Raw genomic sequence first — 20496 nt, forward strand, 5'->3', positions numbered from 1 at the left:
ACAGCCGCGTCAAGCTGGCGGCAGGCGGCGCGGGCCGAAAACCTGACAATTCCTTCGGCAATCGCCCCGAGTACACTGCGTGAGCCGCCCACAATCGGCGGATTCGGCTCCGGGTGGCCAGATAACAGGCTGTCTTCGCGGTCCCGGCTCCGACTATGCTGAGTGAGCTGCTCGTCGAAACCGTAACTCCGTCTGACGTGCGCTATGTCCGAAGCGATCGAAACCTTGCCCCCCAAGTCTCCCCCTCGCCGATCGTTGCTGCCCAGTGCGGTCGCGGTGGCGATCGTGCTGATCGCCGCAGGCGTTTGGCTGCGCACAAACGGCCGTCCGTGGTGGTGTGCCTGCGGAGAGCCCTTTCTCTGGTCGGGCGAGATTCAATCTTCGCACAACTCACAGCACCTGTTCGATCCGTACAGCTTCACGCACATGCTGCACGGCGTCGTCTTCTATTGGCTGCTGGCCATGATCGTGCCGCGTGCCAGCGTCGCCTGGCGATTCGTCGGCGCCGTCACGCTCGAGGTGTTGTGGGAGTTGCTCGAAAACTCGAACATGGTGATCGAGCGCTTTCGCACCGCCACGATTTCGCTCGGCTATCAGGGAGACACCATCGGCAACTCACTCGGAGACGTGCTGAGCTGCGCCGCAGGCTTCTTCCTGGCCCTGAAGCTGGGCCTGTGGGGTTCGATTGCCTTATTTGCGGTGACGGAATTAGCGCTCGTTTTGTGGATTCGTGATAGCCTGATCCTCAGCACGCTCATGCTCGTCCATCCGATCGACGCCCTGAAAACGTGGCAGCAGGGCGGGTGAGTGCCGACCATGCCACGCCTTCCGCGGCCGCCAGCGGCTCTTGCATTTGCCGCGTCCCTAAGTCGATAATGGGGCTGCCTGCCTGAGACCTAGCCTGCCTGTTTGAAAACCTACTGCGGTTGCGGCCCAGTCACTCCCTCCCTCCGTGGGCCATGTGATGCAAATCTGTTTGCGAAATGCGTTCGTCGCGCTGGCGATCGTCGCCGTGCCGCGCGCCCTGTTCGGTGCCGACGGTGTCACGCCTGCGTCTGGAACCGCGGCGACTGAAGCAACGGCGGCGCCCACGTTCGAAGTCGATATTCGTCCGATCCTGCGGACGCATTGCTTCGATTGCCACGGCGCCAACGACGAGAAGCAGGGGAACCTCGATCTGCGCCTCGTGCGTTTTCAGCTCGCGGGGGGCGACTCGGGACCAGCCATCGCGCCCGGCGACCCCGACCATAGCCATCTTTTGGCCCGCATCCGCGCCGGCGAGATGCCGCCGGGTGAAGGGAAGGTGACGGCCAAGGAAATCGACACGATCGCCCGCTGGATCGCCGGAGGGGCCAAGACCGCGCGGCCCGAGCCTGAGTCGATTCCGCCCGGCGTCGGCATCTCGGTCGAGGAGCGCTCGTGGTGGGCGTTTCAACCGCTCGCGCGACCAGCCGTCCCAGAATCGCAGCCCGCCGACCCGCGCGTGCGCGGACCGATCGACGCCCTTTTAAAGGCCGCGATGCCATCAGGCCTCTCCTTCGCAGCGGACGCCGACAAGCGCGTGCTGATTCGCCGCGCGAGCTTCGATTTGCTGGGATTGCCGCCGCAGCCGGACGAGGTCGAGGCCTTCGTCGCGGACCAGTCGCCCGACGCCTACGAACGTCTGCTCGATCGGCTGCTCGCTTCGCCCCACTATGGCGAACGCTGGGCGCGACACTGGCTCGACGCCGCCGGCTATGCCGACAGCGAAGGGGCCACGGTGCAGGACGCGATTCGCACCTGGTCGTACAAGTATCGAGACTACGTGATCCGCTCGCTCAACGCCGACAAACCGTTCGATCGCTTCATTCACGAGCAATTAGCCGGTGACGAACTGGCCGGTCCGATTTCGGGCGACATGACGGCGGAACAGATCGAGCTGTTGACGGCGACCGGGTTTCTGCGGATGGCGGCCGACGGCACCGGCAGCGGCGACAACTCGCCCGAGGCTCGCAATCAGGTCGTGACCGACACATTGAAGATCGTTACCAGCTCGCTATTGGGCGTATCAGTCGCCTGCGCTCAGTGCCACGACCACCGCTACGACCCGGTGCCGCAGACGGATTACTACGCGTTGCGGGCCGTGTTCGAGCCGGCGCTGGATTATCAGGCGTGGAAAGTGCCGGCGGAGCGCGACGTGTCGTTGTACACGGCGGCCGATCGGCAGAAGGCCGCCGATATCGAGGCCGAGGCGCAAAAGATCGCTGCCGAACGCGCGCCGAAAGAAGCCGCCTTCATGACCGAAGCCGTCGAGAAAGAACTGATGAAGTTCGAGGAGCCGCTACGTAGCGAATTACGCACGGCCTATAACACGGCAGCCGACAAGCGGAGCGACGCCCAAAAGCAATTGCTCGACAAGCATCCCAGTGTGAACATCACGCCGGGCGTGCTGTACCAGTACAACCAGGCCGCCGCGGATGAATTGAAGAAGTTCGACGAGCGCATGGCCAATGTGCGCAGCGGCAAGCCGCCGCAGGAGTTTTTACGAGCACTCGTCGAACCTGCGGCGCACACTCCTGAAACCAGGCTCTTCTATCGGGGCGATTATCGGCAGCCGAAGCAATCGATCGGCCCCGGTGCCCTGTCGGTCTGCGGCCCGGACAGCAGGCGCGCGGAATTCGCCAGCAAGAGTGACAGCCTGCCAAGCTCGGGGCGTCGGCTGGCGCTGGCCCGCTGGTTGACCGGTGCCGACAATCCGCTCACCGCCCGCGTGCTGGCAAACCGGGTGTGGCTGCACCATTTCGGCCGCGGCATCGTCACTACGCCCGGCGATTTCGGCCGTCTGGGAACGCTGCCCACGCACCCGGCGCTACTCGACTGGCTGGCCGTAGAGTTCCGCGAATCGGGCTGGAGTCTGAAAAAGCTTCACAAGACGATCATGCTTTCGACGGCATATCGCCAATCTTCAAGGCGCGACACGGCGCAAGCCGCGCTCGACAGCGATAACCGCTACTACGGCCGGCAGAATGTCGTGCGGCTCGATGCCGAAGCCTTGCGCGATCGCGTGCTCGCCGCCAATGGCAAGCTCGATCGCACGTTGTTTGGTGCACCGGTGGCGATCAAGGAAGACGACGCCGGCCAGGTCATTCTGGCGGGCGACGTGCAGCGCCGCAGCTTGTACGCCATGCAACGCCGCAGCCAGCCGGTGGCTCTGATGCAAGCTTTCGACGCCCCCGCCATGCAAACCAATTGCGAAGCCCGGGCTTCGTCGACCGTGGCCACGCAGTCGCTCATGCTGATGAACGGAGACTTTTGGCTCACGCAGGCCGGGGCATTGGCCGAGCGGGCGCAGCGCGAGCCAACGGCCGACCTGCAAGCCGAACTGGTCGCCGGGCTGACGCCGCGCTGGCTGGCCGGTCCGCCCACCTGGCAATTCGGTTACGGTGCCTGCGATACGGCCTCGGGCCGCACCACGTTTACAGCGCTTCCGCATTGGACCAATTCCAGCTGGCAGGGAGGCGAAAAGCTGCCCGACGAAAAGACCGGTTGGGTACTGGTACACGCCGACGGCGGCCATCCCGGCGCGAATCCCGATCATGCCGCCATCCGCCGCTGGACGGCGCCGGTCGGCGGCGTGCTCACCGTGCAGGGTACGCTCGGCCACAGTAGCGAGAACGGAGACGGTGTCCGCGGCCGCGTTGTCTCGAGCACGCTGGGCATTGCCGGCGAATGGTCGGTGCGCCACGGCGAAGCAGCCACGAACGTCGAGCGCATCGTCGTCGCCCGCGGCGACGCGATCGACTTCGTCACCGATTGCGTCGGCGACGTGAACGCCGACTCGTTCACGTGGCGCGTGACGTTGTCGCTAGCGCAGGAAGGTGGCGAGACCGCGACATTTGCCTCGCATGAAGGTTTCCACGGCCCGCCTAGTCAAAGCGAAGCCGGCGTCGAACTGGCCAGCGTCGTGCGGGCCTGGCAGTTGGCTTACTTGCGGCTGCCGACGCGCGACGAGTTGTCCGCGGCCTGCGCATTTCTCGATGCGCAGATCAATTACTTGCGTCTGCACCCGGGCAACGCCGCTGCCGGTCGCTCGCCGGAAACACAGGCGCTCGCCAACTTGTGCCAGGCGCTGGTGAGCTCAAACGAATTTCTCTACGTCGACTAATAGAGCGCACAACCATGCACGTACCACTTTCTCGGCGACAGTTTCTGGCCGAAAACGCCATGGGCATTGGCGCCACGGCGCTCGCGTGGCTTACCGCGCAAGAGGCCAAGGCCATCCCCTCGAAGCTGCCCAAGGATCCGGCGACGTTCGATCTGAAGCCGAAGGCGCCGCACTTCGCCCCGCGCGCCAAGGCGATGATCTCGCTCTTTCAGCATGGCGGTCCGTCGCACGTCGACTTGTTCGATCCCAAGCCAGAGCTGACGCGATTGAGCGGCACCGACTATCCCGGCGAAATCGTGTACAGCTTCGTCAATGGTGCCAGCAAGTCGCTGTTCGGCAGCCCTTGGAAGTTCGCAAAGCACGGCCAGTCAGGCACGGAAATCTCGGAGCTGCTGCCGAACCTGGGCGAGATCGTCGACGATGTCTGCCTGATCCGCTCGATGCACACCGGCGCCAACGGTCATGAAGTCTCGATCCGCTACTTTCACGGCGGCATTCCCGGCGTGGTCGGACGGCCGACGCTCGGCTCCTGGCTGGTGTACGGCCTGGGCTGTGAAAGCCAAGAATTGCCCGCGTACCTGGTGCTGACTGATCCGGCGGGGTTGCCGGTCGACGGCGTCACGAACTGGTCGAATGGGTTTATGCCTCCCCTGTTCCAGGGCACCGTGCTACGGCCGAAGGAGCCGCGGATTTTGAATCTCGAAGCGCCGCCGTACCTGCGCGGTGAAGTGCAGAAGCAAAATCTCGATTTCCTCCGCGGCTTGAACGACCGCCATCTGGCCGAGCATCCGGGCGAGGGCGACCTCGAAGCGCGCATCGCCAGTTACGAGTTGGCCGCCGCCATGCAGACCGCGGCCACCGAGGCGCTCGACATCTCGCGTGAAACGGCCGCCACGCACGCCATGTACGGCCTCGACGATCCGGCCACGCGCGAATACGGTACCCGCTGCCTGATCGCGCGGCGCCTGGTCGAACGGGGAGTCCGCTTCGTGCAATTGTTCCTGGGCGGCCAGCCATGGGACAACCACTCCAGTATCCGTACCGGGCTGCCGGCCATTTGCAAACGTACCGACAAGCCTGCCGCGGCGTTGGTCAAGGATCTCAAGCAGCGTGGCATGCTCGGCGAAACCGTCGTTCACTTCGGCGGCGAAATCGGACGACTGCCAGTGACCGAGAATCGTGGCGATGCGGCCAACTCAGGACGCGATCACAACGGCCAGGGCTTCAGCATGTGGGTCGCCGGCGGCGGCTTCCGGCCCGGCATCACCTATGGTGAAACCGATGAGTTTGGCCACCGCGCGGTAAAGGACGTCGTCACTCCCAACGATTTCCAGGCCACGCTCTTGCACCTGTTCGGCCTGGATCATACGCAGCTTAGCTATCTGCACAGCGGGCGCGAGCAGCAGATCACCGCCGGCCGCACGGCCCGACTGGTGAAAGAGATTATCTAGATCGCGGTCTCGATATCTGCCTGGCCATTTGCTCGGGTGCCACTAGTGGCTTGCCCACCAGTGTTTGAACGTCCGACCGACCGCTTCAATCGCGCGCGCCATCGCTGTCGTGCCTTGATCGCCACGGCGCGATAGAATCGCCATCGGAGTTGTCATCTCCGCGGGCGGATATTCCGCTGGGCTAGCACGCTAATTCGTGCGCGATTATGCGCGGGTGACAATTGTGGCACAGAGGGCATGGCCATGAAACGGCGGACTTTGATCCGTGCTTCGCAGGTTCTAGTCGCGATTCTCGTCGGCATCTTCGGTGCGCCCGCCAACCCGCGTCTCGCGTTGGCGCAGCAGTCGGAAGCGGCAAAGGCGGCGTCGCCGGCCGATGAAGAAACGAAGAACAACTTCCGCATCGCCGGCGATTGCTCCCGGCTCGACCTAATCAAGGATGCCGACGGTGGCAATCTGCGAGCCGAACTGACGCCACTGCCGAGGGCCAAGGTCACTCTCTACGTCGTGCGCGGAACGCCCGGCGTTCTGGAAGAAGTAGGCACGACCGAGGCGGACGAGCGAGGGCATTACGAATTCACGAATCTCGCGCCGCCGCGCTATGATTCGCGTATTGAGCGGCGCTGGTATGGGATGGTCGCGCGCGCCGAAGGACTTCCTGCGGCTATCTGGCCGTTGTTCGAGGGAACCAACCCCGCAGACGCCGACGTGAATTTCGCCGCCAAATCGGCCACGCTGTCGGGCCGCCTGACGGACGCTGACGGCAATCCGGTCGCTGGAGCAACGGTTTCTCAGTACGGCATCCACGGCCTGCCGGTACCGGGCGTGCAAAGCGCCATTACAAACAAGATCGGCCGCTTCCGCATTGAGGAGGTCCCCGATTTCGATCGGGGTGGACCGTCGGATGGCGTGCAGTTCCGCATCACGCACCCGGATCATCCGGCCACGTCGGTCAGCGTGCCCGCGTTACCGGCTGAGACGGTCTTTCGCTTCACGCGAGGCTGTACAGTTACCGGCACGGTCCGCGACAAGGTTGCCGGCCAGCCGGCCGCCGGCGCGCTGGTGCGCGCGCAAGAGAACAAGAACACTCAGAACGATGCGCAGGTGCTGACCGATGACCAGGGACGCTACCGGCTGGTGCTCCCGGAAGGCCGCTACAATATCTTGGTCGAGGCGCTCAATCGCGCTGGCGCAGCCAGCACCGGTCACGATTGCCGGACAGGCGAAACCACCGAAATCCCGCCGTTGGAACTGACCGAAGGAGGCTGGATCGAGGGGCGGGTCGTAAATACACGCACGAATCAGCCCGTTGTGGAGAACCAGCGCGGCGGCCGCATCACGATTGGCTTGATCGGCCCCGGCAGCCCGGCGCGGAAGCGACTTATTTCGCCCGAGGCCGTGGCCACGGTCGACGCGGAAGGGCGATTCCGACTGCGCGCGACGGCCGGCGACAACTTCCCCTATCTGGTCAACGAGCGCGGCATGCGCATGGCGTGGGATACACAGCAGCAGCCGGCCGTCGTGGTCGCCGAAGGCGAAACGACGCATTACGACATGCTGATCGAGCCGGAGTTGACGCCCGAGGAGAAGATGAAGGCGGCCCGCGCTGTGCTCGCGACCCTGCCCGCGGATCAGCCGGCGCGCGTTGCTGCCATTCTGGAAGAATTCCGCAAGCTGAACCACACGGTCGACGAGTGCGAGATCTGGTGTTCTCTCATGCGCGAGCTGGTCACAATCGGCGCGGACGCCGTGCCGCAAATCGGCGCCGAGCTCGATGCGACCAACGAACAGCGCATGATCCGCCGGTTGGGTTTCGCGCTACGTGCGATCAATGACCCGCGCGCCGTGCCGGCCCTGATCCGCGCGATTCCCAAGACGCTGCAACCACCGCTGAGCGATTACGGGCTGATCGTGGCCGACGCGGATCTGACCGCGTTCATGCAAAAACATCAGATCAATCCGGTCGTGGGCGGCCAATATTTCGACTTCGGTCGCCCGGTGCGAGAGGTCTTCAGCGCCCTGCACACTCTGACCGGTAAGAAGTTCGGCGACGATACGCTCTTTGGCATGATGCGCGGCAAGAACACCATCGCGCTGGCCGAACAGCAGAAGCGCTACCACCGCCAGGCCGAACGCTGGCAGGCATGGTGGGAGGAGCATTGGCAAGAAAAAACGACAGACGAGGCGTACGCCAAGGTGAACCTCCCGCCGGCCGAAGAGATCGCGATTCCACCGGTCATTGCGCTGGGACCGTCGGCGACCACGGATGGTGGAACGCGGGGGGCCACGCTCTCGCCGCCGGGCGAAAGTGGCGGTACGTTTCTTGATCTCGATACGGGGCTCGACCCCAAGTGGCCGCTGCACATTCCCGAGAACGAAGCGGCGGATCACGAACGCGAGATCGCCCTGTGGGCCGCGCAAAACGGCGTCGACTTGATGTGTGTCATCTACCGCGCGCCCGACGGCAAGGAAACCTACGCGTTACGGGCGTTCAACATGCGGCTGTGGGAAATCTCGGAGCGCGACGCCGAAGAGATCGATGAACTGATCAAAGAAGGCAAGCTGCCCGAAAGGAAGCCAGCCGGCGAATTGTTGCTGCACGTCGACGAAGCCACCGGCCGATACGTGCCCGAAGCCAACGCCGCCTTCCTGTACGCTACGCGTGAAGGGGGCACCGGCGTGATCCACATTACCGACCGCATCACCGAGAAACGCGACATCACAGGCATGGTATTCGCGCCGAAAGGAGTGGGCTTTCACAAGGGCGTGAAATTCAACCAGCGGGACATCATTCCGTAGCGCTGCACCGAAATCCGGGGCGGCCGCTCGTCAAACACTGTCAAACCAGGGCGCAGGCAGGCCGGAAAAGCGTTGACCGGCGGCTCTCTCTCCACCACAATGATGCTGCCGAGGCCAAGAGCCCTGGCGCCTGCCCGAGCGACCAACCCGCGTCGACCCGCCTGCACGACCCGCCCTTGTGCATCCACCCGAACCCAGCAAGGAACGGTGCGATGAATCTTCCCTGCCTTGGCCCGCTACGCCGCCGCGAATTCCTGCGCGCGGGCACGCTGGCGCTGGGCGGAATTGGGCTGGAACAGGTTATGGCCGCGCGGGCCCGCGCGGGGCAACCGACCAAAGGCACCTCGGTGATTCTGTTCTGGATGTGGGGTGGCCCGAGCCACCTGGAGACGTACGATCTGAAGCCGCTCGCGCCGAGTGAGTATCGCGGCCCGTTCCGGCCCATCCCGACCGACGTGCCGGGCTTGGATATTTGCGAGCTATTCCCAAGGCAGGCGCGGCTCGGCTCGCGGATCTCGCTCATTCGCTCGCTGCACCACGAGATGTCGGCGCACAACGACGGATCGATCGAGCTCTTGACTGGCAAGACGCCGGATCGACCCGATCCCACGTCGACCGCGCGCAGCGAGCATCCCGATTTCGGCATGGTGGCCAGCAAGCTGCGTGGCGCGCGCCCGGACGGGCTGCCGAACTATGTTGGCATCCCGCGGCAGCCGTTCATGACGCGCCCGGTTTATCTGGGGCTGGCCCATTCGGCCGTGGCCGCAGGCGACCCGTCGAACAAAGCCTATCGTCCGCCCAACCTGTCGCTGGCCGCGGGCGTGAACGCCAGCCGATTGGAAGACCGGCGCGGCCTGCTGCCGCAGTTCGACCGGCTGCGCCGCGATCTGGATCTGGCGGGCTCGCTCGACGGCGTCGAGCAATTTCGTGGTCAAGCGCTTACGATGCTCACCAACCCAAGCGTGGCTGACGCATTCGACGTGAGCCGCGAGACCGACCAGACCCGCGATCGTTACGGCCGGCATCTGTGGGGCCAGAGCTGCTTGCTCGCGCGGCGCCTGGCCGAGGCGGGCGTGGCCGTGATTACGATCGACGCGCTCGCCCCCACGCTCAGCGATCGGTACTTCAGTTGGGACGACCATATCAACCCGATCACGCGCTGGGATATGGCCGACGCCATGCGCTACCGCGCGCCGTTCATGGATCAGGGGATCGCGGCCCTGATCGAGGACATCTACGACCGCGGGCTGTCGGAGCGCGTCATGGTCGTCGCCGCCGGCGAATTCGGCCGCACTCCGCGACTGGTGAATCACGACGGTTTGATCGGCCGCGATCACTGGCCCGGGGCGCAGTCGGCGCTCGTCTCGGGCGGGAACCTGCGCATGGGGCAGGTCGTCGGCGCGACGAATTCCAAGGGAGAATACCCGGCCGATCGGGCCCTTACGCCGCAAGACTTGCTGGCGACCATCTATCATCACTTGGGCATCGACTATCGACAGTCGTTCGTCGATCTGTCCGGGCGCCCGACGAGCATCCTCGCCACGGGCGAGCCGATCCGCGAGCTGGTGTAAGGGCGGCCCTCGACGCACGCAAGGCTCTCGTGCATGCGCGCAGGTGAAGTTGCACGCCGTCTTGCTTACGGAAGCGTGAAAACCGCTAGCACCGTTCAAGTTTGCGAGCGCCGCGGATCGAACTAAGAGAAGCGAGCCGCACGCGTCGCACGGCGTGCTATCAAGGATGATCTCGCAGGAAAGGATGCTCTATGCACAGGCGGCATTGGCTCTTGGCCAGCATGACCATGGCCAGCGAAATCGCACTGTACGGCTGCCGCGGATCGCAATTCGCCAAAATCCTGCATCCCGGCGACAAGGAAATGGTCGGCAGCCATCAGGCCGGACAGGAAACGTTCAAGCCGCTGGTCGAAGAATCGGTTGCCAGCTTGCTGGCGCGGCACTGCACGCCGCCGCCTACCGTGCAACAGGTGAGCATGAACGGCCAGGAACAATTGCCTCCGCCCCCCATGCGCATTTGCTTTGTCGCCGTCGAAAATAAAAGCGCCGAGGAGATCGGCGACTTCAAGGATCAGATCTACCAGATCATCGATACGCACATCATCGAATCGCGCGCGTTTCAGCCGGTCAACAAGCGGTTCGTCGACGCCGGGCTGGAGCAGACGCGTTTGCGCCCCGATCAGCTCTTCGTGCCGCAGAACATGCGCGCCTTTACGATGGCCATGGAGCAGGCCGGCCAGCCGTTCGATTTCCTGCTGTACGCCACGCTGACCTCGGGCACGACGCGCGAGAACCAGAACTACCAGCGCGATTATCTGCTGACGATGGAAATGATCAACGTTCGCACGGGCGACTACGACAAACAATCAGCAACGTTGACCAAGGGTTATTACCAGACGCGGCTGGGCAGACTGCTGAAATAGGCCCATCAACCGGCGCGCCCCCTTTCGCACCGCTAATGGCTCGAGCCATGTGCCGCTCTATACCTCGCTGTGCCTGCGCGCTGGTCCTTTTGATCTTGGGCGGCTGCGCCACGCACGCGCATCAATTGACCAAGGTGCGCGAGCTGTATTGCGCTGGCGAGCTGGCCGAAGCCACGTCCTCGGTCGACAAGGCGCTCAAGCGTCCGCACAACGACGGCGACGTGCTGCGGCTCGAGCACGCGATGCTCGATTTGTGCGAAGGGCGCACGCGCGAGGCCGAGCAGACGTTGCGGCAGGTGCGCGACCGCTTCGACACCTTGGAACAGGCCAGCCTCGGTCGCTCGGCCCTCTCGATGCTGACCGACGACAACATGCGCGACTATCCTGGCGAAGATTACGAACGGGTCCTGGTGCGCGCCTTCTTGGCCCTGTCGAACTTGATGAACGGCGGCGAGGACGCGCAAGCCTACAGCCTGCAAATCACGGACAAGCAGCAGCAGATCATCGACGCCGCGAAGGACCGCAACGACGAGGAGTCGAAGCTCGCTTATAAGCAGGTGGCCTTAGGACCGTACCTGCGCGGCATGCTGCGCGAGGAAACCCATTCGAACTACGACGACGTCCAGCGCGCGAGTGCCACGGTCGTCAGTTGGCAGCCCAACTTCGTCTATGGCCTGCAAGACCTGGAGCGGGCTCGGCACGGACATCATTCGGCGCCTGGTAACGGCGTGCTCTATGTGTTCGCGCTCACGGGGCTTGGCCCTTACAAAGAAGAAACGATGGAGTTGCCGAGCACCGTGGCGCTATTGATCGCCGACCAGATCTTGAGCGCCACGAACAAATACACGCTGCCGCCGACCATCGCGCCGATCAAGGTGCCGAAGGTCGTGGTGCCCACGAACCAGATCGATCGGGTGCGGGTTTTTGTCGATCGGCAGCCTGTCGGCGAGACGGCCACGATCACGAACATCGGGGAAATGGCGCGCGAGCAATACGAGGCGGTCTACCCGCACGTCATCGCGCGAGCCGTGGTCCGACGCGTGGTGAAGAAGGGCGTGATCTACGGCACCAAGACGGCCATGAACATCGACCGCAATTCGCTGTGGGACATCGGGCTGGACGTCGTGGGCGTGGCTTGGGAAGCGACGGAAGCCGCCGACACGCGCTGCTGGGGATTATTGCCGGAGAAGATCCAGGTGCTGCGCGTCGAGTTGCCGCAGGGAGAACACGAAATCGCGCTGCAAGGCGTCGGCTCGACATTGCCTGGCACGCCGCGCGCCGAGCGCGTGACGATCACCAACGGCCGCAACACGTACATGCTGGCCAACTTCCCCGACATGGACCCGATCGGCAAAATCCTGGTCAATCAGCGGCGCTAGACCGGATTCTGTCATTTACTCGATCCGCGCGCGACCGAAAACGTTCCCCTACCTGTCAGGAAGGGGCCAGGAGGGTTCCCCGCTCCATGTGGTCAGAATTCGTCGCGACCCGTGCGACTCAGAATGGGCGCACGGCGACACACGACTTGCGAGCCGTTGGGCCGCGAGGGGTTCACCCCTCACCCTGCCCTCTCCCACCCTCTCCCTGAGGGGAGAGGGGTTGCGAGTCATCAACGACGAGTAAGACGGTGAGGCCTTACTTCGGCATCGGCAGGACGATCAGTGCGTTCTCGGGGAATGTGACGTCGCCTGCGCGGCCGTTCATCTGGTACTGCACCTTGAGAATCTTTGCCGTGCCGGGCACCGGGTCACCGCCGAAGCTGTCGTTGTAGCTGGCCGCCGGCAACATCAGCAGCGGCAAGCCGTCGACGCATTTCTTCAATGTCTCGGTGACGTCCTTCGTCTTACCCGCGGCGCCGTACTCAGCCTTGACGATTTCGAGCTTCACCGGATCGATGCCGGCCTTGGCGAGAATATCGCGCGCCTTGGCCGGGTCGCCGCCGAGCTTCTTCATCATCACGAGCATCGTACGGGCAGCGTCCGCCCCCAATGCCGGCGTCTGCGCCGCCTGAGCCGCGACCTTGAGAGTCTCGGGATTGGGATAACGCTCGAGGACCGCCAAAACCAGCTTCTGCTCGTCGGGACGGGTTGCCATGGCGAGAGCGCTACGGCACATTTCGGCCCGCTGTGGATCGGGCATGGCAAATTGCCGGGCCAGGCGAATGTAGCCGCGCACCGCGCGGACGCGGTACTTGTCGCCCGGCGCGTTCTTGGCCAGGTCCGCGAGCACTGGCGCCGCGTCGACGCCCATCCATTCGCCGAGCACGCGGCTGCCGGCATCCTGGATCTGGTCGTCGCTCTGCTTCATGGTCGTATGGATGGTCTCGAGCGCCTTCGGCCCGCCCATCGTGCCGAGAACCTCCAGCAGGTTGGCTTGCGTGGCGACGGCGGCCTTGGGCATGGCCGCGGCCAATTGCGCCGCACACGCTTCCCGGTCCGGCATGCGCAGGCAAGCTGTGCGGAGCGCACGCTGGGCGACCTGCACATCGCAGTTCTTCGGCTCGTTCACCCGCGCGATCAGGACCGACAACTCCTGCGGGCCGACCGTGGCGCCGAGTGCCGCAAGCGCGGCATTACGCACCTGGGCATCGGAATTGTCGAGCGCCTTGATCAAAGCCGGAGTGGCGCTAATGCGCCGCTCGCCAACGATATCAGCTAAGATCGCCAGCGATTTCCCTTCGGCCGAGGGAAGACGGGCCGCGATGTCGGCATCGACCTTCTTGTCTTGAAGAGCCGCCACGGCTGCCTTGGCTGCTTGCGCGACGTCGGCATCATCCTCGGCCGCGATCGTCAACAGCGGCGAAAGTGTATACGCATCGCCCAAGCGCCCCATCACCCCTAGGGCCGCAACACGGACCTGCTTGTCGCCACTCTGGGCGGCCTTCAAGACGGCCGGCAGAACCGCCGCGTCACCGCGATCGGCCAACGCCACCAGCACGAGCGCTGCGCGATCGGGCGTGGTTCGCGATACCTCAGCGGCCAGAGCTTCGCCGACGGCCGCACCCGATAACTCGCGTGCCGCCGCCAGGGCGACGTTCATCATGGCTTTATCGGTTGAGCCCAACTGTTCGAGCAAGAGCGGAATGCCCTCGGCCTTGCGGGCGACGATCGCGCCGCGCGTGGCTTCGAGCTTGCGCGGCTTGGGGACGTCGGCCTTGCGGACTTCGTCGTAAATCTCCGCGGCCTCTTTCCCGCGGCCGTCGCGGTCCAAACGCTCGGCACACAGAATACAGCCTTCGGCCACGGCACTACGTACCGGAGCAGGCCCCGCGCTGAGCGCCTGCCGCAGCGATTTCGTCGCGGCGTCATTGGCGATGTGCCCCAGCGCCACGGCGGCCGCCGCGGCCACTTCGTTATCTTTATCCTTCAGCCGTCCGGCCAAACGGTCGACCGCTTTGGCATCGGCGCGGACACCGATCGAATTGATCGTGCCCACGAGCAGCTTGCCGGAGAGTTTGTCGGTCGCGCCCAGTAGGGCGGCATCGGCCGAGGGATCGGGAATTGCTTCCAGCGCGATACGCGCCCAGGAGGCCAACTGCTCGTCGGCCAATAGCTTAGCCAACTCGGGCACGCACTCTTTGCTGCCGACGGTGGTCAAGGCTTTGCAGGCAAGCGCCTTGTCGGCCGGTGCGCCCGAGCGGAGCACCGCGATCAACTCGGATTCGCTTTTTTGACCTTCAGCGGCATGAGCGGTCGCGCCCCAAAGCGCCGCGAGCGCGACGAGCCAGGCGGCGCTGCGCTTCAGATATCGATTCTTATCCATGATCGTCATCCTGATATTTTGTGAGCGTGTGTGCTTGAGAAATCTTGCGATGGCGAAAAATGCAGTGACCACGCGGCGCGATTCGATTTACAGCCGCCACGGTTCACGCAGAGCCTCGGAGCGGAGCCGATTGGCCTGCTCGTCGCCGAGGAACTCATTTTTCTGCTGATCGAACGTCACCTTGCGATCGAGCGCCAGGGCGATGTTCGCCGCGTGACAAGCAATGTGTGCCTTGCACGCCGCGTCGGCGTTCCCCTTCGGCAGGCTGCGGGTCTTGACGCAATCGAGGAAGTCGCGCACGTGGAAGGTGGCCGGATAGCCGTCGATTTCCTCGACCTTGCGGCCGCCCAGCAAGGCGGGCGAGCTGAGAACCATCTTGCCGCTGTCGCCCGTTTCGACCCAGCCGGTCTCGCCTTCGAAACGCACGGGGCACGAGCCGAGCGGGATCCAGCCGGTTTCGCGGAAGATCAATTCCACGCCGTCGTCATAGCGGCAGACAATCTGGCCATCCTTCGGCGGGTTGTACTCGACGGGCACGTGCTTGTCGTCCACGGCCCATTGGCACAGGTCGACGCAGTGCGAACCCCATTCCAACACGCCGCCGCCGACAAGGCCGCCCCCTTTTTCGAAATTGAAACCGTCGAGTAGCTTCTCGTTGAAGGGGCGCCAGGCCGCGGGGCCCAGGTACATGTTCCAATCGACGACTTCCACGTCGGGATCTTTCTCGGCCGGCAGCCAACCGCTGACCATGGCTTTCATCCCTGCCGGGTGGGCGTAGACCTTTTTGAGCTTGCCGAGCTTGCCGGTGCGAGCCAACTCGCAGGCAAAGGCGAAGTGCGGCAGATTGCGCCGCTGCGTGCCGACCTGGAAGACGCGGCCCGTACGGCGAATGGTGTCTTTGAGGATCAAGCTCTGCGCGATGTTCTTCGTGCAAGGCTTCTCGCAATACATATCCTTGCCGGCGCGGGCGGCGTACATGGCCGCGGTGCAGTGCCAGTTCGGGCCGGTGGCGATCAGCACCGCGTCGATGTCATTGCGATCGAGTAGTTCGCGGAAGTCGCGATACATCGAGCAGTCTTGATTGCCGTTCTTCTCGTCGGCGATCTTCTTTACCGCGGTGCGGCGTGCGGCCTTGATGTCGCAGACGGCCAGAAACTGTACGTCCTTCTGTTCCAGGAAGCAGCCCAGGTCGTAGGTGCCGCGATTGCCGATGCCGATGCCGCCCAAGGTCACCCGCTCGCTGGGGGCGACGGCGCCGTCCCGGCCCAGGGCCGAGCTGGGGATGATCTGCGGGGCCGCGATGGCGGCGGCGCTTACCGAGAGCGCGGTTTTCAAGAAGCTACGGCGGTTCTTAGGGTATGCCTTGTTCGCCACGCGTGTTCTCCTGGTCATGGCAAAGGGTGGGTCGTCGATGCGGCTCGAGCGGTCTCGCTTGCCAGCGATGTCGAGGCGGCTGCCCGTAAACCACCAGCATATCGCGGCGGCGATCACTTCTCCATAAAACTTGGCGGGAAAAAAATCGGGCCGCGAGAAGTCGGCGGGAATGCACGCCAGAAAACAGCCCGGCGACGCGAAAAAATGCCCCGCAGGCATGCTGGGCTCGGGGAAACCGGCTGGCAAGGGAAGCGACCAGAATCACGCACGCCGGCACTTGTAGCAGCCCTGCGTGTGGTCATCGACCATGCCGACGGCCTGCATAAAGGCATACAGGATCGTGCTGCCTACGAAGCTCATCCCGCGTTTCTTCAGGTCCTTGGCCAGCGCATCGGATTCCTCGGTGCGCGCCGGGACCTCTTTCATCGACTTGGGCCGGTTGACGCGCGGCTTGCCACCGACGAAGCGCCACAAGTAGGCATCGAACGAGCCGAACTCTTTTTGGATCGCCAGGAAGGCCTGGGCGTTCTTGCGGGCCGTGAAAACCTTCAGGCGGTTGCGGATGATATCGCCGGTGGCCAGGATTTTTTCCAGCTGTGCGTCGGTCAGGCGCGCCACCTTGGCCGGTTCGAAGTTCTTGAACGCATCGCGGTACCCTTGGCGACGGCGCAGGATCGTGTACCAGCTCAGCCCGGCCTGCGCTCCTTCGAGAATCAGCATCTCGAAAAGCTTCTGGTCGTCGTGAACCGGCACACCCCATTCGTGGTCGTGGTACGCGGCGTAGTCAGGCTTGTCGGCCGGCACCCAACCGCAACGCTGCTTTTCGACAGGCATTTCGATTCGTCTCCTCAATGCGCTCGCGCGGTTCAGCGGAAGAACCAGCACATTCCCAGCGTGCAGGCGATCAACACGCAGGCCCAAAACTTATCGCGCTGCCACCAGGCGCGCATGGTGCCGGCTTCGGCCTGGCGTTCTGACTTGAAGCGACCCCAGGTGTATTGCTCCTTCGTCGTGTCCCGCTCGCGCCGCGTAGCAAGGCTGACAACCACAACGACCACATAGCAGGCAATCGTGGCCAGGGCCGCCCGATGGAAGGCCTGCAACTGGTGACCAAAGCCTCGCAGGGCGACCTGCTCGAACAGGATCGACAAGAAGGGCCCGGCCACGATCGAGGCCAACGATGCGGTGCCGGTCACCATCGGTTGCAGAATGCCAGCGACGTAGGCCACGATCACGCCGGGCACGAGATAAGCGTTGTAATCGGCCATGCGGTTGAAGATGCCCCCCTTGGTCTGACCGTAGAAGAGCGACAGGCCGATGGCCGCGGCGACCATCAAGGTCATCGAAATACGGCCCACCCAGATCAAGCGACGTTCCGAGGCGTCGGGCCGGACGTACTTCTTGTAGATATCAAATGTGAAGAGCGTGGCCGTCGAGTTCATCATCGAATCGATCGTCGAGAGGATGCCGGCCACGAGCCCGGCCATCACCACGCCCACCAGGCCGTAGCCTTGCGGCAACAGCGTGCGCGTGAGGCCGGCAAAGGCCGTATCGCTTTCGGTGGCCGGATCGATCGCCAGGATGTAACCGGCGGCCATGCCAGGCACGATGCACAAGAAGGGAATGAGCAGCTTGAGGAAACCGGCGGTGATCGTGCCCATCCGCGCGTCCCAGTCGCTGCGGGCACCAAGCGTGCGTTGCGCGATGAACTGGTTGGTGCCCCAGTAATACAGGTGCAGCACCATCAGGCCGCTGAGGACGCCGGTCCAGGGAAGCTCGGGATGACTGGCCTCGAAGAAAACGTGAAACTTTTCAGGTTGCTTTTCCAGCAAGCCAGACAGCCCACCGACATTTGGGTGCCAGATGGCCAATACGGCGAGCAAGCCGCTACCGATCAGCAATAGCACGCTCTGTACCACGTCGTTAAAGATGTCGGCCGTTAGACCGCCGTACATGGTGTAGATGCCGGCCACGGCGGCCGTGAGCCAGATCGCCATTTCGTACGAGATCGCGTAGTCGGAATTCTCGGTGAGTGTGGCGATCGTCAGTGCGCCGAGGATCATGGTGCCGACCATCTGAATGAGCAAGAACGCCATGTTCGTGATCGAATACACCAACCGGCTGCGATCGTCGAACCTCCGGCCGAGATATTCCGAGAGCGTGTACAGCCCCATGCGGCGATAAAACGGCAAAAAGAAATAGCAGAGCGAGAGTAGGCCGAAGATCGCGCCAAATTCGAAATTGGCCTGCGCGAACCCCTCCTTCAGCCCGGCTCCCATCATGCCGACCATGTGGTGCGAGCTGATGTTAGTGCCGAAGATCGATCCGGCCACGGCCCACCAGGCGACGGTTCGGCCGGCCAGGTAGTACTCGGTCGTGTCTTTCTTGCGGCGCGAAATCCACATGCCGAACAGGGTGACCCCCACGATGCTCGTTACGAGCACGAGTACGTCGAGCCACTGCAAGGGCACACTGGTCGATTGCGCCCATAGAATCGGGCAAGCGATGTTCATATCAATCCGCCAGTCGGTCATTGCCGGAAGGGAAGCGGATTGAATCTACCGGCCGCGTGAGAACAGGGAAAGACACCACGCTCGTTAAGCCATGAGTGGGCCGGTTACCGGCGCTCGATGCGCAGCAGAAAATCGTCCACAGATTTCGCAGATTGACGCCGAGTCGAAAACGACGGATCGACGCGAGTCATGCCCGAATATTTACGTGCTGCAATGCAGTGCACATCATGCCGTCGCTCGGCGCCAGGCGCGCAGGCGTGCCCACGCTCCGGCCTTTGCCAGGCTGACCAAGGCGGCGAGCAGGAAGAACGCCACGCCCCACAGAATCTTGTCGAGGCCGACGATCAACGTTCGCAATTGCCGATAGCCATGCCAGCCATAGGTCAGGGGCCACATCATCGCGCCCGCGGCGGCGATCGCGTAGTAAAGGGATCCACCCCACATGGCCGCATAGGCGAACCCCACCGTAATCGGCAAAAGCGGATACAGGTATACGACGGCCGGCGGCACGTCGGGAAAATCATTCGGCATGATGTTCACCGCCGCCAGCATGGCGCAGGCCAGAAGCCCCGCTCCTGCGATGCGCAAGAAGCGAGCCCACTGGTCATGGAATAGTGCGCCGATGGCGAGCACGACCACCGTGATCATGTGAAAGACGACCAGGCCGCGATGCGGCGTGAGCCATCCCAAGTTCGCTCCCAGCGCCACGGGCGCGAGGGCGCAGGCGGCGCCGAATGTGACGCGGCGCGCATCGCGACGTTCGCAGCCGATCGCCACTTGCACGCCGCCGACGGCGACGAGCGGCCAGGCTTTTTGGTACGGCACGCTATCCAAATCCAGGGAATACGGCGTGACAAACGCTAAAAGGATCACGGCCCCGGCCAGCCCATTGCCGGCGCCGTGTACGCCACGAACCAGGGCGTAGCCGTAGATGCCGGCGGCCGCCAGCAGTGTCAGGTAGAGCGGCCCGGCGTGCACCGTATCGATAAATCGATTCAGGAAGGTCGCGTATGTCGCGTCGGCATGATGCCCGGCCAGGACAAGCAACGGCAGTAGCGCCGGTGTGATCAAGGCGGCACGTTGCGCTAACGTTGAACGGCCATGGGCAGCGGCCTCGACGAACAAGATATTCACCGAAATCAGAAACGGAACGAGGAAGTAGGTGCCAAAAATACTCTCATTTCCAAAAATCGGGTGAAACGACACGCACAGGTAATACGCCCGCAAGCAGACGCACACGCCGAGCATGCCGAACAACACCCATGGGTATAGCGGCCAGCGCCAGGGGCTGCCGTTGTCGTTGACGTAAGCAGGCCCACGGCGGATGGCCGGAACGAGCGTCAAGAACACGGCGCCGGCCGCGGCCGAGAACCCGAACAGCGCCCAATACAGCGAAGCGTCGGGCGGATGGTCCAAGAGCGGGCTCATCGCCAGCGGATAGAGGAAAAACAACCCCAGCACCGCGTAATAGGGAACTCGAAACAGCGCCGGTAGCCGCAGCGGCAAGCTGCGCAGCACCCCTTCGCTTACCAGCAGGGCAAACAAAAACCCGGCGAGCACGAACGACACGCCGTGTTGCTCCTCGGCGTTCAAAACCGGGTCAAGACTCACCGAAATCGCCAGGAACATCAGCACCACCACCAGCAAGATGCTCCGCGCATCTTCCCAGACGTGCCCCAGTCGAATGATCAGCCAGGCGGTCAGCGCCAAGAGCAACGTATAGGCAGCCAGTCCCAACGCAATGATACCGGCCTCGACCAGCGCCGCCTCCTGGCTGAACGATTGCCACAAGCCGGAAAAGACCAACAGCGCACTGATGATGTAGAACGGGTTGTGATTGTAGAGGAAGCGCACCAGCTGCGCTAGTTCCTCTCCGGCATGAGGTTGCTTGATTCGCACAGATTGCGGTTGCGTTGGCGGTGACGCGGTCGCGGCAACGGATTCGATCGGCGCAGGCTGAACATGCTCGTCCATAGCACACCAAACCTTTCCCAAAGGTGAAATGAGACGATAACGGGT

The 20496-nt window shown here is 63.6% G+C and carries 12 protein-coding genes; 7 read left to right on the forward strand and 5 right to left on the reverse strand.

Annotation, left to right across the window (positions count from 1 at the left end):
• Positions 1-204: 204 nt before the first annotated feature.
• From VHD36_03030 to VHD36_03060, 7 genes are all read left to right on the forward strand, one after another.
• Positions 205-807 (forward strand): DUF2585 family protein, encoded by a 603-nt coding sequence (locus tag VHD36_03030; protein HVU86266.1) that lies wholly within the window; start codon positions 205-207, stop codon positions 805-807.
• Between the two features lie 169 nt (positions 808-976).
• A complete protein-coding gene (locus VHD36_03035; protein ID HVU86267.1) occupies positions 977-4144 on the forward strand; it encodes a PSD1 and planctomycete cytochrome C domain-containing protein in 3168 nt (1055 codons plus the stop codon).
• Between the two features lie 14 nt (positions 4145-4158).
• The gene (locus tag VHD36_03040; GenBank protein ID HVU86268.1) at positions 4159-5595 is read left to right on the forward strand and encodes a DUF1501 domain-containing protein; all 1437 of its coding nucleotides are present in this window, start codon (positions 4159-4161) and stop codon (positions 5593-5595) included.
• Between the two features lie 243 nt (positions 5596-5838).
• Positions 5839-8394 carry a carboxypeptidase-like regulatory domain-containing protein gene (locus tag VHD36_03045; GenBank protein ID HVU86269.1) on the forward strand — a complete coding sequence of 852 codons (2556 nt, stop codon included), beginning with the start codon at positions 5839-5841 and terminating at the stop codon, positions 8392-8394.
• A 212-nt stretch (positions 8395-8606) separates the two neighbouring features.
• Positions 8607-9965 carry a DUF1501 domain-containing protein gene (locus tag VHD36_03050; GenBank protein ID HVU86270.1) on the forward strand — a complete coding sequence of 453 codons (1359 nt, stop codon included), beginning with the start codon at positions 8607-8609 and terminating at the stop codon, positions 9963-9965.
• A gap of 191 nt (positions 9966-10156) precedes the next feature.
• Entirely contained in the window at positions 10157-10828 is a 672-nt protein-coding gene (locus VHD36_03055) for a penicillin-binding protein activator LpoB (GenBank protein HVU86271.1), read from the forward strand.
• Positions 10829-10875: 47 nt separating this feature from the next.
• Complete coding sequence (locus tag VHD36_03060) at positions 10876-12207, forward strand: hypothetical protein (GenBank protein ID HVU86272.1); 1332 nt, start codon at positions 10876-10878, stop codon at positions 12205-12207.
• 256 nt (positions 12208-12463) lie between these two features.
• Here VHD36_03060 and VHD36_03065 read toward each other — a convergent pair whose 3' ends face one another.
• The 5 genes from VHD36_03065 to VHD36_03085 form a co-directional block, all read right to left on the reverse strand.
• The gene (locus tag VHD36_03065) at positions 12464-14590 is read right to left on the reverse strand and encodes a HEAT repeat domain-containing protein (GenBank protein HVU86273.1); all 2127 of its coding nucleotides are present in this window, start codon (positions 14588-14590) and stop codon (positions 12464-12466) included.
• A gap of 87 nt (positions 14591-14677) precedes the next feature.
• Positions 14678-16183 carry a Gfo/Idh/MocA family oxidoreductase gene (locus VHD36_03070; GenBank protein ID HVU86274.1) on the reverse strand — a complete coding sequence of 502 codons (1506 nt, stop codon included), beginning with the start codon at positions 16181-16183 and terminating at the stop codon, positions 14678-14680.
• Between the two features lie 42 nt (positions 16184-16225).
• Positions 16226-16798, reverse strand: a complete 573-nt coding sequence (locus VHD36_03075; GenBank protein ID HVU86275.1) for a DNA-3-methyladenine glycosylase I — start codon at positions 16796-16798, stop codon at positions 16226-16228.
• Between the two features lie 32 nt (positions 16799-16830).
• Positions 16831-18477, reverse strand: coding sequence for a sodium/solute symporter (locus tag VHD36_03080; protein HVU86276.1), 1647 nt, complete (start codon positions 18475-18477; stop codon positions 16831-16833).
• 225 nt (positions 18478-18702) lie between these two features.
• Positions 18703-20376, reverse strand: coding sequence for a hypothetical protein (locus VHD36_03085; GenBank protein HVU86277.1), 1674 nt, complete (start codon positions 20374-20376; stop codon positions 18703-18705).
• Positions 20377-20496: the final 120 nt, after the last annotated feature.

The sequence above is a fragment of the Pirellulales bacterium genome, from assembly GCA_035546535.1.
Taxonomy (GTDB): Bacteria; Planctomycetota; Planctomycetia; order Pirellulales; family JACPPG01; genus JACPPG01.